General features: G+C 36.6%; 17 protein-coding genes. 2 read left to right on the forward strand and 15 right to left on the reverse strand.

Translation table 11 applies throughout. From position 1 onward, the window contains the following. Positions 1–16 precede the first annotated feature (16 nt). The gene (locus ACERII_RS05465) at positions 17–1,264 is read left to right on the forward strand and encodes a DNA cytosine methyltransferase (protein ID WP_373640639.1); all 1,248 of its coding nucleotides are present in this window, start codon (positions 17–19) and stop codon (positions 1,262–1,264) included. 32 nt (positions 1,265–1,296) lie between these two features. On the opposite strand, the gene ACERII_RS05470 is transcribed toward ACERII_RS05465, so the two are convergent. The 10 genes from ACERII_RS05470 to ACERII_RS05515 all read right to left on the reverse strand — a co-directional run bounded on the left by ACERII_RS05470 (position 1,297) and on the right by ACERII_RS05515 (position 10,740). After that, the gene (locus ACERII_RS05470; RefSeq protein ID WP_373640640.1) at positions 1,297–1,593 is read right to left on the reverse strand and encodes a hypothetical protein; all 297 of its coding nucleotides are present in this window, start codon (positions 1,591–1,593) and stop codon (positions 1,297–1,299) included. 35 nt (positions 1,594–1,628) lie between these two features. Further along, positions 1,629–4,064, reverse strand: a complete 2,436-nt coding sequence (locus ACERII_RS05475) for a DEAD/DEAH box helicase family protein (RefSeq protein WP_373640825.1) — start codon at positions 4,062–4,064, stop codon at positions 1,629–1,631. Next, positions 4,057–4,383, reverse strand: a complete 327-nt coding sequence (locus ACERII_RS05480; RefSeq protein ID WP_373640641.1) for a phosphoribosyl-ATP pyrophosphohydrolase — start codon at positions 4,381–4,383, stop codon at positions 4,057–4,059. The genes ACERII_RS05475 and ACERII_RS05480 overlap by 8 nt, the downstream gene beginning before the upstream one ends. Before the next feature lie 112 nt (positions 4,384–4,495). Further along, on the reverse strand, positions 4,496–4,867 hold the full coding sequence (locus ACERII_RS05485; RefSeq protein ID WP_373640643.1) for an HIT family protein: 372 nt from the start codon (positions 4,865–4,867) through the stop codon (positions 4,496–4,498). Positions 4,868–5,210: 343 nt separating this feature from the next. Next, a complete protein-coding gene (locus ACERII_RS05490; RefSeq protein ID WP_373640645.1) occupies positions 5,211–6,185 on the reverse strand; it encodes a hypothetical protein in 975 nt (324 codons plus the stop codon). 398 nt (positions 6,186–6,583) lie between these two features. Beyond that, entirely contained in the window at positions 6,584–7,207 is a 624-nt protein-coding gene (locus ACERII_RS05495; protein WP_373640646.1) for a hypothetical protein, read from the reverse strand. 582 nt (positions 7,208–7,789) lie between these two features. After that, on the reverse strand, positions 7,790–8,029 hold the full coding sequence (locus ACERII_RS05500) for a hypothetical protein (RefSeq protein ID WP_373640647.1): 240 nt from the start codon (positions 8,027–8,029) through the stop codon (positions 7,790–7,792). Continuing rightward, on the reverse strand, positions 8,023–9,096 hold the full coding sequence (locus ACERII_RS05505; protein WP_373640648.1) for a DUF2804 domain-containing protein: 1,074 nt from the start codon (positions 9,094–9,096) through the stop codon (positions 8,023–8,025). The genes ACERII_RS05500 and ACERII_RS05505 overlap by 7 nt, the downstream gene beginning before the upstream one ends. 19 nt (positions 9,097–9,115) lie before the next feature. Then, positions 9,116–9,559, reverse strand: a complete 444-nt coding sequence (locus ACERII_RS05510) for a GNAT family N-acetyltransferase (RefSeq protein ID WP_373640650.1) — start codon at positions 9,557–9,559, stop codon at positions 9,116–9,118. Between the two features lie 104 nt (positions 9,560–9,663). Further along, on the reverse strand, positions 9,664–10,740 hold the full coding sequence (locus ACERII_RS05515) for a hypothetical protein (protein ID WP_373640651.1): 1,077 nt from the start codon (positions 10,738–10,740) through the stop codon (positions 9,664–9,666). A 222-nt stretch (positions 10,741–10,962) separates the two neighbouring features. Here ACERII_RS05515 and ACERII_RS05520 point away from each other — a divergent pair, with 222 nt between their 5' ends. After that, on the forward strand, positions 10,963–11,523 hold the full coding sequence (locus ACERII_RS05520) for a hypothetical protein (protein ID WP_373640653.1): 561 nt from the start codon (positions 10,963–10,965) through the stop codon (positions 11,521–11,523). A gap of 132 nt (positions 11,524–11,655) precedes the next feature. On the opposite strand, the gene ACERII_RS05525 is transcribed toward ACERII_RS05520, so the two are convergent. From ACERII_RS05525 to ACERII_RS05545, 5 genes are all read right to left on the reverse strand, one after another. Then, positions 11,656–13,212, reverse strand: coding sequence for an extracellular solute-binding protein (locus ACERII_RS05525; RefSeq protein ID WP_373640655.1), 1,557 nt, complete (start codon positions 13,210–13,212; stop codon positions 11,656–11,658). Between the two features lie 192 nt (positions 13,213–13,404). Then, positions 13,405–16,713 (reverse strand): glycoside hydrolase family 2 protein, encoded by a 3,309-nt coding sequence (locus ACERII_RS05530; protein ID WP_373640656.1) that lies wholly within the window; start codon positions 16,711–16,713, stop codon positions 13,405–13,407. 12 nt (positions 16,714–16,725) lie between these two features. Further along, positions 16,726–17,577, reverse strand: coding sequence for an AraC family transcriptional regulator (locus tag ACERII_RS05535; protein ID WP_373640657.1), 852 nt, complete (start codon positions 17,575–17,577; stop codon positions 16,726–16,728). Positions 17,578–18,014: 437 nt separating this feature from the next. Next, positions 18,015–19,121, reverse strand: a complete 1,107-nt coding sequence (locus ACERII_RS05540; protein ID WP_373640658.1) for a serine hydrolase domain-containing protein — start codon at positions 19,119–19,121, stop codon at positions 18,015–18,017. 409 nt (positions 19,122–19,530) lie between these two features. Beyond that, a complete protein-coding gene (locus ACERII_RS05545) occupies positions 19,531–20,385 on the reverse strand; it encodes a methyl-accepting chemotaxis protein (RefSeq protein WP_373640660.1) in 855 nt (284 codons plus the stop codon). Positions 20,386–20,751 lie beyond the last annotated feature (366 nt).

Genomic DNA, 20,751 nt, shown 5'->3' on the forward strand with positions numbered 1-20,751 from the left:
ATAGGGAGGTAGAATTATGAAGATTGATGAAAGAGGTCGTGCCAAATACCGCCCCTTAAAAGATTATAACCCTGAACAAGTTAAACAACTTCTTCTACAAAAAATAAAAGAAGAACAGTCGAATTTTAATTACGAGGCTGAGGACGAGCTAACTAATATCGATTATCGAGATGATAAAATCAATGTTATAAGCCTATTTTCTGGATGTGGGGGATTAGATTTAGGGGCAGAGTTAGCTGGGTTAGAAGCTGTCGTTGGAGATATAGCATTAGAAGCTTTTAAAGATAAGAAAACATATAATAACATAAGAGAACAGAGCATTTTTCATACAATTTATGCTAACGACCTGTTTAAAGAAGCTAACGAGACCTATAGAAGTAACTTCCCAAAAGTTTATCAACAGGAGTTAGATATACGTAGAATTAAAACCTTTCCTAAGGCGGACCTAGTGTTAGGTGGATTTCCTTGCCCAGGATTTAGCGAGGCTGGTCCAAGATTAATTGATGATGATAGAAATTTTCTTTACATTCATTTTATTAGATGTCTTCTTCAGTCAAAACCTTTTGTATTCATAGCAGAGAATGTAAAAGGTATGATGACTCTTGGTAAGGGCGAAGTATTAAACCAAATAATTCAAGACTTTGCTTCTGCTGGATACAAAGTAAAACCTTATTTAGTAAATGCTAGAGACTATGGAGTTCCACAATTAAGGGAAAGAGTATTTATTATTGGAGTTCGTGATAATATTAACTTTGATTACGTATTGCCCGAAACATCTCATGGTTACGAAAGAGATTTTCCCTATATTACACTAAAGGATGCAATTGGTGATTTAGAAAAGGATCCTGGTGATTGGTTTGAAGGAGGATTCTCTCCTATATATTTATCACGTAACCGTAAGAAAAGATGGGATGAACAAAGTTTTACTATTCAAGCATCAGGTAGACAAGCACCTCTTCATCCGAGTGGAGATGGAATGGTTAAAATAGACAAAGATAAATGGGAGTTACCGGGAGACCCGTCACAACACCGTCGTTTATCCGTTAAAGAAATTGCACGCATTCAAACTTTCCCCGATTGGTTTGAGTTTTCTGACGGAGGAAATAAACTAGTTCAAAAAAACAATAGATTAGATAAGCAATACAAACAAATAGGTAATGCTGTTCCAGTTCTACTAGCTAAAGCTATGGTATTCCCTATTGCTACTTGGGCAAAAGAGAACATTAACCTAATTAAAGATTATAATTTAGTAAGCACAAAGTAACCTTATCAATTTTTGATAAGGTTCTTTGTTCATCAACTATCTCGTTTACCCTCTAGTTTTAGAAACTCTATATAATATTTAAGCGCTCTGCTATACATTCTATTACCTCTTTTGTCCTTTTCAATATATTCATTAATTGAAAAATACAATTCTTTTAGCTTTTCTATTTCAACTGCACTATCAACATAATATAGGTTTCTATCTGTTATACTACTATCCTTTAATTCTCTAGAGATAGTATTTATAGCCCCTGAATATTTATTTATGCTGCTCTGTGATAACTCAGAGTAATTTTTCATCCATTTAATGAAATCATCTTTTCTTTTCATATATTCTCCTCATTTTAGGGATTATTGGGTATACTTTAAGTGCTTAAATAATTCCTTCTCTCAAAATACCCATGCAACCTATACTCACAAATCTCTTTCGTCCACTCAAAAAGCTTTTCGTTATGTTCCTCTATCACATCAAACTCAACCTTAAATATATTATCTTCAAATGATAATAGCCCTTTTGAACTGCCGCTCCATTTTGTCATTGGCATTGTTGCTATTAATTTCGCTACTTTTGATTCATCATACTCCCACAGGCTTCTACCTTGTTTATCGGAGAAATCAATGCGTTTCCTATATTCTTTTTCTGTTAGATAACGATGAAAATAAGGTGCTGCTTCAGCTGGAGAAACTGGATCTAACCAATGCTCAACGCCTCGACTTAACATATAGGAAAGGACCACCATTTTATAGCTTTTGCTCATACCAGTTCCTTCCACTTCCTTTAGCCAAGGTTCATTAGCTTTGAACACTTCTTCCTCGTGTTCATCTAACTCCTCTGCCCAATATAAAAATCCAGCGTACGATTTAAATTGGTCTTTATATTCCTTTGTTTTGGCATTTCCGTGCAGGTGTAATTCAAGGTATGTTTGTCTTCTTCCAAGCTCTTGTTTTAATTCCATATATGCATGGCGCAATTGCTCTTTTCTCGGTTGTCTTTTCTTCCTTAACTCATCTAATAAATTGATAACTTCCAGGTCGAAATCTATGATGCAACTTTCAGGAACTTGAGGTACGAGCTCACTACTTTTTATCCTTTCTTCATCCGTTCGAGTATCTAATAATGCAAGTTTATTATCCGCATTTCGATAATTACCAATTAAATCAATAACGGTACAATACTCTTTCCCTTCAAACAGCCTTAAGCCACGGCCAATCTGCTGTGTAAAAATAGTAAGAGATTCCGTTGGTCTAACGAAAAGAAGAGTATCTATTGGTGGGATATCAGTTCCTTCATTAAAAAGGTCCACTGTAAAAATGATTTCTAATTCCCCCGACTCGATTTTTCCAATCGCTTCCGATCTTGTGAATTCACTTCCTTGGGAATGAAGGCTTGTTGCATGAACACCTCTAGCTTTAAAGTACTCTGCTAAAAATTTTGCTTGTTTAATAGAAGAACAAAAAGCAAGTGTCTTTGTTTGCTTGTGTTTTATCCAACTACTGTATATCTTCTCTGCCATCTCTTCTTTTAGTTGAACAGCCAATAATTCTTCTTCATCATACCGACCACCTAGCCATGTAATTTGGGAATAGTCTGTTTCATCATAGACTCCTACATAGCGAAATGGGGTAAGCCAATTACGTTGGATTGCTTCAATAAAGTGAATTTGATATGCAATGTTTCCATCACAGATTCCATAAACATCCTTCCCATCCATTCGGTCAGGAGTTGCTGTTATCCCTAATAAAAATTCAGCTTCAAAGTAATCTAGTACTCGTCGATAGGTAGTAGCTGCTGCATGATGAAACTCATCGATCACAACTAAGTTAAAACTATCTTTTTCAAATCTTTTTAGATGTCGTTCGTTTGCAAGAGTATAAATAGACGCGAATACAAAGTCTTTGTCATGTTCTTTCAAAGCACCATTGTATATACCTGCAGATCGCTCTGGCATGATATGAAGAAATGATTTCTGTGCCTGCTTCAATATCTCCTCACGATGAGCTACGAACAAAACCCGCTTAAAGTTGCTCGCAAAAAAGCATGCAAGATAGGTCTTTCCTAGACCAGTTGCCATTACAACCATCGCTTTATCGTAGCCCTCTTCTCGGACAATTTCGAGCGCCTCTAATGCTTCTACTTGGGATGGTCTTGGTGAAATAACATCATATCCTGTTTTATCATCATGAATGATTCCAGCTTCCACTTTCTCTTGTACTTTTGGAAGCATAAGCTCAACTTCTTCCGCTTTGGACCAAGTACGGATGAGGTCGGGATTTTCACGATGATATTTATCATAAAGCTCTCGATAACTTTGGATGGTTTCTATGTTTACAGAAATGGTCTGCTCATGTAAAAACAATTTCATAAATTCATCTAGTGCTTTTTCAAATGTAGAAACGGATGTATCCAAATCCATCGCAAGATTCCATTCCACTCCATGCGACAACGCTGATCTTGATAGGTTAGATGAACCTACGATCATAACACCACCATTGTTTTCAAACTGAAACATATACGCCTTCGGATGAAAGGATTTCCCGTTACTGTGAAGCAAACGAACCTCTAATCTATCATCTAGCTCTGCTAATAATGTCAGAGCATCTGGTTGTGTCACAAATAGATAATCACCAGTACAAATTTTGACCTCCGCACCACGATTTAAAGCAGCTTTCAGTGGTTGAAGGAGAACTTCTACTCCTGATTTCATAATGAAGGAAGTTAATATGTAAATAGAGGAAGCCTGCCCCATTGCCTCTGTAACGTCATCTACTAACGATTCTGTAATGAGTTTTACATTACTCATCTTCCACATCAATCAGGAAAATACGCTCCTGAAAGCCTCCGCGCTTCGTTTCTTTTTCTTTTCTTACTGCTTCCAAGTCCTCCATTGTTGTTCCATGTACCTTTACTAGTGAGTGAATGATTTCCAGCACATCCGCCAGATCTTCTACCGAATGCTCATCGCTCACTGTTTGGAGATACTCCTCTACTTCTTCCCCTAATTTAACTTTCAATTCATTTATGTATTCTTTTTCATCTAAGGTTCTTGTTTGATATTTCTTTCCGGTCTTCTCAATGATATTTGGAATGTTATCTCGAACAAGTTTATTATATGTAGGCATTATGACCGACTCCTCTGTATTGTATATATTTAACAGTTTATCATAGCCCCATTGGACAAGGAAGGTAAACCCAAAAGAAAAAGCCTTTATGAGAAGGTAACTCTCACAAAGACTAGTACTTTTGTTTCTCAGGGATCACACCACGAACGCCACCACGCGGATCCTCCATATCTCCAAAAAATCGTGTAATTAAATGTACATGCACATGAAAGATCGTTTGCCCAGCAGTTTCTCCACAATTAACCCCAATATTATAACCATCAGGACGGAACTTACTATCTAAAAGCTTCTTCCCCTCTTCCAACAACTCATTAAAGGCAGCTCTCTCCTCATCCGTCGTATCAAAGAAATCACTCACATGACGTTTAGGGATTATAAGAAGGTGCCCTTTGTTAACTGGATATTTGTCGAAGATGGCGAAGGCAAGGTTGTTTTCTAAGACCATTTCTACGTTTGAGCAGAAGGCGCAGTTGTCAGTTTTCAAAATTATTTCCTCCGATTAAATTTGTATTTCTGCTTGCTTGTATTAAATATCCCATGGAACTATCTATTTTACTAGATATCACAACTTACTGGATCTTTGGTGACGGCTGTTTTTGTTATTTTATCATATGAACTGCCCCTGCAACTCTGAAAGAGGAATCGTCTATTATTGTGAATGAATGAAGAAATCACATTAAGGGTGGGTCATAAATAGGACACACCATGTTTTTCCAAACTAGAAAGACAATTTAGTATTGAATAGTATGGTTGTAAATTACTTTGTTTACATATTAATTCTTCGAACCTTAATAACTAGATCTTCAGTAGTCATTAGGGAAAATGTGTCATCTTAATTGGTACGAATAATCAATAAATGGTTTAATTTGTTCAAAAGTATCAACCCATTCCAGTCTTATATATGCCTCATGAGGATACCTTTCATCATCATGTTCTTGTCTATTAAACACCCGCCCAAGCGTTTCATCTATTTCCTTTTGAACACTTAGTCCTAATTTCTCTCCCTTCTTCCCAATATGAAGAATAAAATGCCTTTGCCTCTGAATAGATAAGGTAGCAAATTTAGGTTTTCCTAATTTTTTATATCCAATTCCGTCCTTTGTTCCAGCATCTTCTATATCTTGATAACCAGATTCATGCCAGATATAACCATGGATTTTTCTTGCTAATTCTTGAGCTTTCACCTTCTCAAACTGTAAGAAGAAGTATTCGTTTGTCTTTATACCGCCAAGACAATTAATAATACAGAATTCCTCAAATTGCCGTAGTAAAAAACAAGTCATTATATCACTTGATTCCTTAAAAAATTCTAATTGTTCCCTAAAAAATGATCTAATTTCATCCCAAGTAAGAATAATGTTATCTTGTATGGATTGCCCAATAGCAAACCTATTCTTATGCCCCTCAATCTGATTTATGTCAAGATAAGAGTTTAAACCTATCTTTGTTTCAATTAATATTGAAATAGATTTAGATAATATTGCACCATCAGGAATATTATACTTTTTATCATGGGAAGTATTTTTCAATTCTTTAGTATCTGCTATACCTATTACTGCAGCTTGTGGAGTTTTTCGGTGGAGTTCATTGGAAACTTGATACATATACTCGAATTCCATGTCTCCGTTGGATTTTAGTCCCAACCAATTTACGAAACGCATTGTTAGGATTGGCGATGAATGTTGTAATACATTTATATAAGCCTTTGTTACGTTATTTTCTACCTGTAATAATTTTGATTCTTCTGAGCCTTTTCTTGTTTGCCCACGATAGTAATGGAAAATATTTTTATAAATAGACACTCATCAACCCCCTAGCAAAATATTATTATATTTCATTAATTCTACATATTTGTTTTGTTTCCTCCATTATGATATATCTCAATTGCATCAATATGTTAAGGATTACTGCCACTTAGCTAAATTACATTCTTACACAAAGACATTTAAAATAAAAACCTTATTGGGATACAGAGACAGGTTCACTGCCTCTATAACTAACATACACTGGAACACGGTACCTGTCTCCTTGGTCCCCGTGATTCACTTCAACAATAAATTTCTGCGATCTACTCCCCTTATTTTTAGTTTTCCCAGCAGCTTATCTGATAAGTCATTATGTGGAAGCAGTGGAACTATTCTTGCGCTTCCTTCTGATTTCGAAATAGATTTTCGTCATAGACCCTTTAAATCTAAGAAAACTATATCTTCCCCTCCAACCACCTTCTCGCTCTTTCTGCTACATATTTCTCATATTCGTCTGGAGTTTTCGTTTCAAATGACGCCAGAACATCTATAATCTCTGACCATGTGAGAAACTCTATGCCTTTTAGGTTACTAACTTTTCTTGGATCAAGTTGTACATCTATTTTGCTGCCATCTTCTTTGTATTCTTTTATCGTTGAATAGCCTTTAGGCGCTACTTCTGGTTGTAATGCTAGAAGTGTGAAGTAGAAGTCTTTTTTGTTTGAATAGATGGATCCAACATCGATATTCCTGATAATCTGGTTCCTATCCTTATCGTGTTTCGTTTCCATACTAATATCACTTTTGTATTTTGCTTCCATGATCCATACAAATTCATCTGTTTCTATTAAAATATCAATTTCTGTTGGACCCTCCATGTTTTTTCGTTCTTGTGGTGGTTGAAGTAATTTCCATAGCTTAATGTTGGTGTGTTGTGTGCTGTAAGGAAACGGCATGTTAAAGGAGGTTGTAAACATTTCTGGTAGCCATATTGTGGGGTCTAGTTGTTGAAGAGATCGAAACACATTCCATGTTATTGCATCTTCACTATTTTCACTACTAAGATGCTTTGTTTTCATTGAACGCATCGAATGAAACGTTGGATCATACCGGTCAATAATGAGATTATCACGGAAGTCGTTATAAACAAAAACATCGCTTTTTTGTCCTTTGTCCTGACATTTCTTTTCCTCCCTAATATTTGAAATTACTATCCTTTTATTTTACCTTATTTATCCAAAGAAGAATAGGATCTCACTTAAACTCATTTTACGTTTGTCAGAAATATTAGAAGTAAAAAATATAGATAGAAATAGAAAAGCACACGGTAAAAATAACACTTAAAACACTTTTGATTCTTTGTTTTCTAATTTTAATAGCTTCCAGTAACATACCTATTGTAAACACGAACGTTCCTAATCCTATTATGAAAAGATTGTCTATAATGAATCCGCAGAATAGAATGAAAAAACCTATATGATGTAAACCTGAAAAGATAAGAGAAAACGGCTTTTTTAATTCCTCCTTTATTTCAGCTTTTATCTCTGGGGTGCTTTTTTTATATTCATTTCTCACACCTATAATAAGAATGAGGACTAAAATGAATATCACAAAGTAACCTAGATAGTTTATCATTAACCATCCCTCACTTTTATAGTTATTTACATTGGATGAGAAATATTAATCTTTAAATCCAATTTCCCCTCCAACCACCTTCTCGCTCTTCCTGCTACATATTTCTCATACTCATGTGGTGTCTTACTTTCAAATGATGCCAATACATCTTTCATCTGTGACCAGATGATGAACTCTTTGCCTTTTAAATTACTAACTTTACTTGTAGGAAGTTGTATCTCTAGTTTGCTAGGGTCGAACCGCCCCCAGTGATTCCCCCCTACCACCTCGCCCTATGGTCCTCCGCCCAGCCTAGCAGTGAGTTGATGGTTATTGTTTTTCCTTCCTCCGTTGTTACATGTCCTTGAAAGGTACCTATCATTTGGTGGACTTCTGATTGAATGATGATGGCTTTGGTTGCAGCCGTCCGCTCGAACAATGGTTGAAAGGTTAGGGATAACTGGTCACTATTTTCCGTTCGTAATGTCCAAGGCTTCATATAATTGGATTGGTCGTAATGCCATGTGATGTCCTCGTGGATCTTGGTTAGTTTGCCATCCACAATGAATCCATTCTCATTCTGCCCAGTTCCGTCCGTCCATTGCCCTCCGAAATTTAGTCCAACCACATGTCCATCCGTCTGCCCAGCTGCCGAAGCCCAATTCCATGTGGAGCTATATGGCCATACTCCTCGACCAAAATCTAGACATCCGTACGTTCCTTCTCTTTTTAAACTGTATTGTTTCTTCTCCCACTGTATCGTACCTTCTGTCGGGAGTGCAGGTTGCTTCGACGTATATTGAAAGTGCTTCTTACTCCACGGTACAACCACATTAAGAGTTTCATGGTCATCAGGACGATGCACAATAACATTCGCCGTCAATGATTTCCCCTTCCCGCTGAAATTAGGACACGACACAACGATGTTCGTAGCATCTCCTTTTTCCAAAAGCGAAAGAGTTAGCTCTTTACTAGAATAAGAAAGAGACGCATTTACTTCTTCCGGCATATCAACACCTTTTCCAAGAGGAACGAGTGCTGTTTTTTCAAAAAATTGTAATGTTTTGAGATCAAGGATATAGACAAACATAACCGCCGCATAATCGATATGAGAGATTGTTGCGGAAAACAAGACATCAGGATTCGTAATGCACCAATAGTTCCAGCGTTTTTTTCGAAAGTAGCTTCCCGAAAGATTACTGCGAATAAGGGGAGCTTTCGCCCAGCCGATACTACTAGGATTTAATTTACCAGATGCATCACACAGCTCCATTGGTACAGTAATTTTCCTTGCATTCTTGATTGTACTCTCTTCTTGTTTAGAACCATGAGATTCTCCTATTTTTACATTCATTTCGCCACCCCTTATTTTTCTACAAACGTCTTGGTTGAAATGAAGATTTAGACTTATAATAGATAAGTTCAGGATCTCCTTCATCTAAGTTGTCAACGAAACCACTCTCTATAAATCCATTGAGATCAAATACTTTTTGCATAGCTGTGTTAGAACGATTCGTAGAAGAAAATACCTTTTGCGTTGGAGCGATACTCTCTAGATGGTTTATTAACAGTGATGCATATCCTTTTCGTCTCTTCAAAGGAGACACAATTATGAGAGATATAAATGTGCATCCAAAGAAGTTAGTGTCGTAAAGTAAGAAACCAGCAATACCATCATCCTCTTTAACCACTAAGCATTGTTCAAGTTCTATTGATTTCGCAATATCATTTCGCCTACTTGTGTTTCCAATAACCTGGTTGTCAATGTCTACTATTATGTCTAATTCTTTTATATCCGCTTTTACAACAGAACTCATCTAACTTCCCCCTTTTTTTCTATTAAAATGGTAAAGGAACCCACGGGTCGGTTCCAGCATGAAGAGTCAGTAATTTGTAGTTCCAATTCTATCCCTCCACCTTTTTATGTACGCAAAAATAAAGAAGAATAATAGTTAGAAAGTTTATCTTCCCAACTCTCAGAATAACTTCTAAACTTCATCCCTCTCTTCAGCCCGTTGTATTCCCATATTTCAGCTCTTGTAAAAATAGCGGCTAGATGGCTTGCTAATTGTGCATCTACGACTGGCCAATGTAAATGCTCATGTAAAAACCATCCCAAACCTACTTTTTCGGTCTTAGTACTTAATTTTTCCACGTTATTTGCAAGATCCACCCATTCATTTTTCCAAACAAAAGAATGCATTTGATCTAGACTATCCTTTTGTATGACCTTCTCCACTACGGAACCATTAGTGAACGTACGTTTAATAGATAACGTCTGATCTTTACTATCAAACTTCCAGAAAAACTGTTTTTCTTTCGATCCTAATGTGTTGGATGAAACCCAATCAGCCTTATTGTCTCTATCAGTCGGATCGGATTTTGTGGGAGTAAGACCTTTCAGGTGTTTACCATATGCCCAGAGTGCCTTATCTAATTTCCAATACGAAAAGTCCACTTTCTCTAGAAGCTCCTGAAAGAACTTTGTATATCGAGTATATTCATCCCAATTATTCGGAGCCAATCGCGGATTTTCTTTCCCCTCCGACGTAATATATATAAACGCTCGATATACGTGTTGATCGTAAAGAGGATATATTGTTGGGTAAAAACAATGAACCGCAAACAACGCCCAAATGAACCCGAACCCTTTCCTATCTTGAAGTTCTAAAATCACAACAGGTTTTTTGGATGGAAAATGATCAGGAATCGTATGTTTTATTTCGTTTTGATAAACGGAAATATCTTTCCATACTTCATAGCCTACAGGAGTAGTAGATTTCCATCTATCAGTATAGGAATAGCCATTTCCTTCACTATCTATGTAAACATTTCCGGTCGGTGCAACTCGAAGACTTCCTGTTTTCCAAGCACCCATCAACTCTATTTTTCGCGGATGATCTTGTCCACAGATCACGAGATCTTTATAAATGCCAGAAGGATATGTAGTACCATCATAAGCACGTATCCAATGGGCAATCTCCTTATTATCAAACATAGAATCAACCTCTCTCACAACTTACGGAATATTACAATCACCTATTTTTTCGACATTTTTAAAAAGTTTTCCTGCATAAAAAAGAGATGTTCCAATGGCATAAACTTTTCGGCACATCAAAATCATTTTTCTATTGCTTTAAGAAAACATACTAATTCTAATACTAATATGGTAAAATTATCCTACCACGTTCTCGTTCAACATTTTAAGGGGGGAGTAAATGTGAATCACAAAAACATTGTAGCGAAAGTATTATTTATTATCGGAATTATTAAAATGTTTTTAGGTTTTATCTTTGGAATTGTTATGGGAGATCAGGTTAGTAGTTATTCCCTCTCGTTTTCTTGGAGTACGTTCTTTATGTATACTATTGGCGGTTTTATTGTTGGTATGCTTTTCATTGGTTTTGCTGAATTAATTGAAAGACAAACAGAAACGAATGAGCTATTAAAAGAAAACCTGAAGATGAATAAAAACTACGCTGGAGGAAAAGAGATTCAAGATCCTGATAAAAATGAGGAACTCGATAGACAATCAGAACTAGAAGATACAACAAAATGGATTATCGATGTAAGTGATAAAGAAAGAATTTATCATTACTTTCAGAAAAAAGATCAAACAGTACAGGAGATTATTGAATCCCCTATCAGAGATATCGTTTTGGTTATTGTTGATAATGAACATATCCTCATGCAAGTAGGTGGGTTTATCCCATCTGTTCAGAATATTGATCAATATCCAAGTCTAAGAGACTGGTATAAAGAGATAAATGAACATACATAAAATATATCCCCTATCAATTAAGTCCACTATTTTTATACAATCTTGGACTACTAATACCAAGCAAAAACTCCGTAAACTAAAAGACGGTTCCCTGTGGAAATTGAGAACCGTCCATAATTATCCTCTAGAAATTTAATTACCTTGAGCAAGTTGGTAAGCTTCGTTCATCTCTTGGATGTATTCTCTTCCACCATTGTTTAACCACCGTTCAATTTCTCTATCTAAATCAGATTCATCTATCTGCCCTACAATAAATTTGATACGAGCATCGTCAATGATATTGTCTAATTGCTGGCCTCTCTCAGCATATGTGTCTGAGTTCAATGGTTCAGCTGGATTACCGATAACGATATCTACGTTTTGTTCCATTACAAGATTCTGCTTATCTTGAAGAGCAGACTGCGCAGCTTTTAGGAAGCGATCTTCTGGAATCGCCATTTGAAACTGATTTAACCCTCGCACATCTCTCGCAAATAGGTCTTCATCATCCGTTACGACTAATTCACCATCGACCACTTCATGGTGAATACCTTCTAATCCATTGTAAGCTATATTTTGAATATACTCATCATTTAAGTCATTCAAGAATTGTAGAACACGTCGTAATTCTTCTTCTGTTTTCACTGCCGTCTTTGAAATAGCTAACATTCCATTATAACCTGCTGTTGGCTTTGTCTGTAAACCATTCGGTCCTTCTACGGCACCAAAGACATCTAACACAATGTCATCATCACTGTATCCATCCACCATTCTGTTCTGAAGGCGATGCGCTTGGTCAATTACATCCACAAGAACCCCTGCAGTCTCACTTACAATAGGATCAAACCAAACTCCTGGATCCATTACAGCAAAGTCTTCGTTTACTAATCCTTCATCATATAACTTTTTGAAGAAGCGAAGCGCTTCGCGGTACTCTTCAAACATAAAATCTGGTAACAACTCTCCACTTTCATCAAAGCCCCATTCATTCGGAGCACCCAACCACACTTGCATTACGTCCCATGGTCCTGCCCAAGAGGAAATGACTATTCCATACGTATCGTCAGCTCCTGACTGATTTGGATCATCATACGTAAATGCTCTTAAAACTTCGTAAAATTCGTCCATCGTTTTTGGAATTTCTAACCCAAGATTATCTAACCATTGTTTATTAATCGTCACACCATTTCTCCCAAGTGGTCGTGAACGATAAAGTCCATAAATTCGACCGTCAATCGAAGTATTATTTAGAACAATTTCATTCGCTTCACGCAGATTTTCATAGTCAGCTAAATAATCAGTGATATCCCAAAATGCACCATCTCGTGCTGCATTGATAAAACTTGGGGTTTTGCCAGTCATGATGATATGAGGAATATCACCTGAAGCCAGCGTTACATTAAATCGGTCTGGATAATTCGAGTTGTCAACAAACTCTAGAATAATGTCCATATTTGTATAATCTTCAATTGCTTTGAGTGCCGGACTATCTTTGCCTGCAACAATTGGATCAAATGAAGTCGTCATAATTCGTACAGACATTCTTTCTTCTTCAACGTTACTAGCATCAATGTCTGACGTGTTCTCATTAAACTCATTAGATTTATTATTTTCTTGATTTTGGCTTGCACTATTACTGCACGCAATAAGTGTTAATAGTAGTAAGGAAATTACCATTATTATAAAAAAACGCATGTTTACTCTTTTCATTTTTCTTCCCCCTTAGATTATTATTTCCTATACTGCCAATCAAGTTCTCTTGTTCCTTCTTCCTGCCTCCTTCATCACTATTAGTTCGTTCTAGCTTCAAACTATCTATTAAAAACTGCTTACCACCCAAAATGTTTTAAAATTAAAAATATTTTAAACCTAGTTCCTTATGGTTCTTACTAACTTTTATTTCTAAGGAAGTTCGATTCGAAACAGACTAGCTTTTTCATCATAATAAGAAACGACGTCTTTAATATAAGATACGACTGCATTAATCTCGACTATGAATATACCATTTTCGTTTACGTATGGTTCCCCATTTAATAGATTCTCTTCTCCATCAACAAGAAGATGCGTACGCCCTTTTTCAGCAATCACCGTATGCCCATCTGAAGTCAATGTTAATACACCTTTGTCTGAATCATAATGATAGTCAAATAAATCTGGACGATGGAGCTTGATTCTTTCTAATATAAAGATAATCGGGCTGTAGATACTCCCATGGTCCACGACACTCAAAACACCTCGAGTATCTGGTTCTTGTCCATCTACCACAACCTTACAATATACTTTATCAGAAGGGATATACTTCACTTTATCTGCCTCAGGTATTGCCTTAAATGGATACACACTAATTGGTGGATTATCAGGATATGTCGGTTCGAGACACTGCGGTTCATGAAGCGTCAACGGAACAATTTCTACAGGCTTACTTTCTATTGTGATAGACGTTTCTGGAACCCCTTTCATTCGAGCAGTTAATCGAATTGGTCCAGCATTCCTTGTAGAACGAATAAATACTCTATTATTACCACACTCCGCATAAACATGATCCTTGTGAATTACGCTATCCTCTTTACCATATCCATTAAAACGACCACTATTGTAACCACCAAGGAAAATACCTTGCCCTTCTATGGAAAAATCAATCCTATCATCAGCTATTGGATGTCTGCGGTCGTTCTCATCAACAACTTCAACATCAACATAAGCTATATCTGTTCCATCTGCTAAAAGTCCTCGATCACCCACAAATGCGGTCAACTTTACTTCTGCAGGAGGAGATACTGTTTCTATAGTTTCAGTAGATACTAGATTATTGTTATAATCATACGCCTTTGCAGTAATGGATCCCGACTGTGTGACATCAATATGAGGAAAAGGAAATACAAACGTATCAACTGGCTTATTACACATGCCTACAAGTTTTCCATTAATAAACAACTCTATTTTAGCAATGGAATAACTTCCTATAACATAAACTGTTTTATCTTTAGGATTTCTGAAGTTATATTCTCCCGTTTTTCGCCAATGCGTACCATCAAATTCCTTGACAGCATATCGATAGTTGTTTCCACCTTCCTGTGGGTAGTTCCAGTGACCAACTATTTTTATTTTCGCTACTGGTGATTGTATTGTTTGAAAAACATCAAAGCTTTGCTTCTTTAGTCGTACTGGGTCTACACGACCGCTCATTCTTGCATTTTCACTAGCTGCCTGTCTGCCATGCTGTGCAGAATCAGTCCAACACAGCGCTGCTGCTGCAGAATACAAGTTTTTACCAGATGCTCCTCCGATACGATCGTGAAAGAATTCTGCATATCCTCTCGCTGCATAAAGTGCGAATTCTTCTGCTGTTAAATCGTGACAGTCACCACCAATTTGTTTTCTCCCACCCTGTCCAAGCCACAGGTTATCGTAATCAAAATCTGGTGGGGTATAGTCATCCCACACTCTTCTTGGTGATTCCTCTCGTAAATATTCTGTTTCAGTGACAGGCATTTTTTCAGATTGATAACGACCCGCATGGCGATTTAGCATTGTCCCTACATATTCAGCTTCCGACAAGACTTCTTCCGTATTTAATGTACGGCATCCCATATATCTCCCACCAGTAGGGTCCAATTCTTCCTTTAATAAGCGCATTTCACGCATATGTTCCTTTGTGATGGAATTATTTCCAGCTTCCCAAAAGAATATGGAAGGATTATTTCTAAAGTAAATAATAATATCACGCATTAATTCAACACGCTGATCCCACTGCCTTCCTTTATTATCCTCTTCCTTATCACCTGCTGGTTGTGTGCATACTACCCCAAAGCGGTCAAAAGAACGGATATCAGCAGGAGATCCAGCTACATGCATAAATCGTATATGGTTTGCATTACTTTCTCGGATTAATTTAGCATCCATATCTTTCAACCAATCTGGAGATGTGCCGATCGCTGCCCATTCATTGGAAGCACGCTGTGCATAGCCTGTAAGCCAAGTACGAGTGTCATTTATCTTTAAGCCATCTTCAAACGTATACGAGACCTTACGAAAACCCGTAATGGTTGTAACTGAGTCGAGAACCTTTCCGTTATGAACTAAATTTGTCTGAACAGAATACAGGTAAGGATCGTCCGGTGACCAGAAACGAAGATCCGAAATCAAGGAAGAAACTTTGACAACGGAAACTTCTAGAGAGTCTGTCAAGGTAGGCTCTACTTCATCTTCTGACAATGGTAGAAAACAATCGTTCTCCTTCTTATAAGCATCTTGAGGTGTGATAGTTAACGGAGGAGTTTCTGGTAAATTCTTTGCAAAAGGAACGAATGCCTGTTCAGATGACATACATCCAACTTCATTTCCCTTATGATCATAGATAATAGATTCTAAAGTAACAGACTTATCAGTTCCCGTTTCATTCCTTATTTCTGCTTCCAAATGGACTACAGCTTGTTTCTGTTTCAAATCATAATCTCTTCCATATACATACACGCCTTTTGTTCGAAGATTGCTGTATACCGGAAGAGTAATATATAACTTTGGCTTCACATGAAGTCGAATATTCTTTGTTAATCCACCGATACTAGGATTAAAATCATTACAATTCCAGAAGTACCCAACACCTCGTGCTGACGATGGAATGCTGTCTCCCATTGTTTTAGAAGCAATAAATGAACCTGGTATTGCCTCAGGATGGTTTGGCGTCTCTGCTGCAAAATAATCTAAATTCCTAGATGATGTATTATCCGTAGCAATGGCAATAAGATTATTATTATCGTAATCAACGTAGTCAGTTAAATCGAAGGCAAATGGTCCTACGCCAGCTTCATAATATCCTGCCAATGTACCATTAACATATAGGTAACATGTTTGACGAATACCCTCAAATTCTATTAATATTTTTTTCTCTTGATGATGTCTAGGGAGTCGAAACCATTTTCTGTATAAGGAAAAAGTTCTTTTTTGACCGCTTCCCGCATCTTCAATTCGTGCAACGAATAAGTCCTTATCATTATAGGTGTGTGGAACTCCTACTTCTTCCCAATTCTCAATGATATAGTCCTTGTCGTAAAAGTATCTCCCTGCTCCATCCTTTGATGAATCTAGCGCCTCTTGAAGAGGATACGCATTTGCAAGTGTATATTTCCATTCATAATTAAAGTTGTATACTTGTGCATGACTTTTTACTGATGGTTGCTTTGACTTTGTTGACACCGCCTTCTCTTGCATGGAACCACTCCTTCAACTATTTAAGCTCTCACGTGATCTTCTGTATTCTTTCGCCGTCACACCTATTTTTGATTTAAAATATCTACTAAAATGGGAAACGCTTTCAAAACCGCATTCAAAGGATACATCTTTCACGGACATTTCCTTTTTCATTTCAAGCAAAAACTTAGCTTGAGTTAACCTGCAACCCATTAAATATTCCATAACAGTGAATCCTGTAATCTCTTTAAACACATGGGAAATATAGGATTTACTTATTTTAAGGTCGTTAGAAATTTGATCTATAGAAAGACTTTCTTGGTAATTTTTTTGTATGTATTCCGCGATTTTCTCTGCATGGACCGTTTTGTCAATTTTTTTGGTTGATAGTTTATAAGTGCTATTTTGACCGAGACGATTAACAAGAAACAATATTTGTATCAACAATACTTTAATCTCGGACTCATCTCTATTTTTGTCCATTAGCATTGCATTCTTTACCTTTGTAAGTTGCCAGAACAATCGTTCCAGCTCCTTTGATTCCTCATTTTCATTCGTACGAATTAAACAATGATGCAATTTCTCAAAAACCTCTAATAGATGTAAGGACTTTAATTCAGATAAAACACCATATATCCATTGAGGAGAAAAATGACAGACACTACGAATATATTCCTTATCTGGTTGTATATTGGGTCTATGTAGGGTCTTTCCATCCATCAATAAAATATCCCCCGGTTGTAAATCATAGATCAGATTATGGATCAAATATCTACAGGATCCTTCATGGAAAAAATAAATTTCATAGTGTTCTAGATGAGCATGATAATCAAACTTTTCCCAATCACCTACTGTCCGATACTGCACTAATAAAGGTTCACTCACACGACCCCTTCCTTTCTATTATTGTAATTAGTATAATACCCTTTATTTTGGATGTCATTGATTCAACGTGTTGCTTTTTCTTAAAAATTTTACTACAAGTGCTTTTTCTAGAACAGTCTTAATCAATAGTAAAGTAATTTATGAATTGAACAGGCTTTTTTATAATAAATGAGTTACTATTTCGTCAGGACGACCTTACGATTTACCCATTTTCCACAAGCTGAAAACACATTTCTTAATCGTCAAAAAAAACAAGAAAAAAGTAACCGCCCCTACGCCCTTCTAGGTTGAGGATGGTTACTTTGTTCATTCAATTCTTATGGTCGCCGCTCTTGGAAGGACACGGAGGACAGGTTCACTGTCCTGGAACTTCCAGGACGCGGTACCTGCCCCTTTGTCCGTCGCGATTCCCTATTGTCGTTGTACCCGCTTCCTCATCAATTGATAATATGCCAAAATCTTTCCTCAAAGATAATCGAAGCTAGTTCTAGTGCTAAACTTGAAGGGCTCCATTTCCCCTGGTTGTTACTAAGAACAACGATGGTCAAATTCTCTTCTGGAAAGCGAAGAAAAAAATTCTTAAAACCAGGGAAGCCCCCAGCATGTGCCACAGATTTCCGATTGTAGCTATACCAGCTATCGCTCACGTTCCAGCCGTATCCATATTTTACAATACCAAAGGGAGCAGCATTGACATAACCATTTTGCATTTTTTCCACTTGTTCTTGATTTAAAAGTTGCCCTTCGTTAATCGCCTTATCAAACAGATATAAATCACCTGTGGTCGATAACATATTCCCTGCTCCATAAGCAATGCTTATGTCGATTAAATCGCTTATGTTCCCCATGTTTTCATAGCCAAGCGCTGTCACTTCAGGAGACTGTTCAAAGTAAGTATGTTCCATTCCTGCTGGATCAAGGATGTTTGCTTGAATATACTCAGCAAGGGACATGCCAGATTGTTGTTCTATGATCATGGCCAAAAGCAAGTACCCGCTATTGGAGTAAGCATACTTCTTCCCTGGTTCGAATTCTAGTTCCTCGTTTTTTACAGCTTCATATAATTCTTCTAAACTATGAGTCTTGCTATGTTCCACTAAAGATAGTAATTCTGGTAAGCCAGAAGTGTGAGTTAACAAATGGTGAACAGTGATGTCGTCTCTAGTTGGGAAATCAGCTAAGTACTTGGTAATAGAGTCCTTGATGGAAAGCCGTCCTTGTTCTTCTAACTGCAAGATAGCGACTGCAGTAAAGGATTTACTTAAGGATGCGATGTTAAAAATCGTGTCGGGTGAATTCTCTACTTGGTTATCCAAATCAGCATAACCATAGCCTTCCGATAGTAATACTTCCTCATCTCTTACAACTAAAACGGTACCATTAAAGTCCAATTCCTTTGTTTTCTGGACCATGAATGTATGTAGCCTTTCTGTATTTGTTCCCTTTAAATTAGAGTGAGTAGTACTTCCTAATACAAAAGCAACAATACCTAAACTAAAAAGCAACAGTACAACAAATAGTAAAACGATATACCTCTTTTTCATTGGGTAGTTTCCTTCTCTCCTTTATATTGGAACAGCTAATCTATAATAATTGATAATATCAGATACATTTTAGGATATATACGTAACATATATGTTCATGCAAGACACGAACTTACATTAAAAGAAGGTGTCGATCTAAGCTGTGGGGAGGATGGTTGTTATGCTTCCTTCAATTTCCGCAATAGATTCACTTTGCAAAAGATGAGGAACTGGTTCCTGTGGTTCTTACTAAAATCAATATCTTCTCATTTTAATTTATCTTGGCGTTATTCTAAGAGGTTGTCACAAGGAGAAAAATTTAGGAAGGAAACTGATGGAACCAAGTTAGAGTTAGTAACACCAAGCCAAACCTCACATTTTGTCGAAACGGAAGCAATGAGAACCGTCCCCAGTGCTTCCATTCAAAATGCTATAGTTCAGAGGCATGCTTGTTAAGCTCTTTACTCATTCTTTCAATATCGTCAATGAAAGACGAGAGTTCTTCCGTTGAAGATGCTTGTTGTCGACCTACTGATACCACATGCTCTATTGCTGCTGATATCTCACTTATTGATTTCTTCATGTTTGTTAATGTATTACTTATCTTCTCTGTAGATGAAACAGTTTCGTTTGATAATTTTCTTATTTCTTGAGCGACTACATTAAAGCCTCGACCACTATCACCAGCCCGTGCTGCCTCTATAGAAGCATTCAGCCCAAGTAAATTAGTTTGATCAGCAATTTTTTTAATAAATCGGATAACCTCATCCGTATTTTCCATTTCTTGTTGAGCTTGATTGGACTTACTAAGAAGTGAATCACTTATATCCGATAAGCCTTCTGCACTTTTGGATATATTAGTAATTCTATCGTTAGCTTGAGAGATTGAATTCATAATTTGATCTGCAATTCTACGTAATTCTTTTTCATTTTGTTCTTGAATTTGAATTGCTATTGCTCCTATTACTTCCTTCCCCACTACGATTGGTGCCGCTAATCCTTTAAATGGTATACCAAAAAATTCAGGTGGTACTTCTTCTTCAATAAATTTATTCTTTTGTATACAATCTGCTAATGGTTCACTAGGATTAATTTTTGTACCTTTTTTTACTCCGATATCTATTTTCCGGCCAGGAAAGTAAGCAATCCATTCCTCTGTATTCGTTAACCCGATTCCTACATCAGGTAGCATTGAATGAGTGATTTGGATTACTTCATGGAATGTTTCTAATTTTGCTGAGTGTTTTTCTATAGTGCTGTCACTATTTAGATGTATTGTTTCCAAATTATTTAACTCTCCTTTTTGTCCCTAATGTTACAATATTAGCACACTTTCGTATTATTAGTTATTTAAATTATTGCTTTTTCTAAAAAAGCATAAAGCAGTTGGACACTGATTCCTTAAAACTATCAATACTTTTTTAAAGAAAAACTTTAGTTTCATTGGGAGAGTTTTTTAGATTTATCAGCTAGAATAAAAGAAACGTTTTATGTAAGCGCTTTAAATGAAAAATGAACTTTTCAACCGAGAAAGACAGAACACCACTAATTTATTTAGTTCAATTTTGAAAGCGCTTCAATCATTATGATGCACAACTAAGATGAACCATTAGGTTTTATTAATAGGAAAGATATTTGTTAGATTACGTTC

The sequence above is a fragment of the Evansella sp. AB-rgal1 genome (genome assembly GCF_041820985.1).
GTDB lineage: Bacteria > Bacillota > Bacilli > Bacillales > Salisediminibacteriaceae > Evansella.

Coding starts and splice junctions, on each gene's coding strand:
- ACERII_RS05540 (WP_373640658.1), bottom strand. CDS start 19,121: ATGAAAAAGAGGTATATCGTTTTACTATTTGTTGTACTGTTGCTTTTT.
- ACERII_RS05515 (WP_373640651.1), bottom strand. CDS start 10,740: ATGTTTGATAATAAGGAGATTGCCCATTGGATACGTGCTTATGATGGT.
- ACERII_RS05470 (WP_373640640.1), bottom strand. CDS start 1,593: ATGAAAAGAAAAGATGATTTCATTAAATGGATGAAAAATTACTCTGAG.
- ACERII_RS05495 (WP_373640646.1), bottom strand. CDS start 7,207: ATGAAAACAAAGCATCTTAGTAGTGAAAATAGTGAAGATGCAATAACA.
- ACERII_RS05530 (WP_373640656.1), bottom strand. CDS start 16,713: ATGCAAGAGAAGGCGGTGTCAACAAAGTCAAAGCAACCATCAGTAAAA.
- ACERII_RS05465 (WP_373640639.1), top strand. CDS start 17: ATGAAGATTGATGAAAGAGGTCGTGCCAAATACCGCCCCTTAAAAGAT.
- ACERII_RS05475 (WP_373640825.1), bottom strand. CDS start 4,064: ATGAGTAATGTAAAACTCATTACAGAATCGTTAGTAGATGACGTTACA.
- ACERII_RS05480 (WP_373640641.1), bottom strand. CDS start 4,383: ATGCCTACATATAATAAACTTGTTCGAGATAACATTCCAAATATCATT.
- ACERII_RS05510 (WP_373640650.1), bottom strand. CDS start 9,559: ATGAGTTCTGTTGTAAAAGCGGATATAAAAGAATTAGACATAATAGTA.
- ACERII_RS05505 (WP_373640648.1), bottom strand. CDS start 9,096: ATGAATGTAAAAATAGGAGAATCTCATGGTTCTAAACAAGAAGAGAGT.
- ACERII_RS05525 (WP_373640655.1), bottom strand. CDS start 13,212: ATGAAAAGAGTAAACATGCGTTTTTTTATAATAATGGTAATTTCCTTA.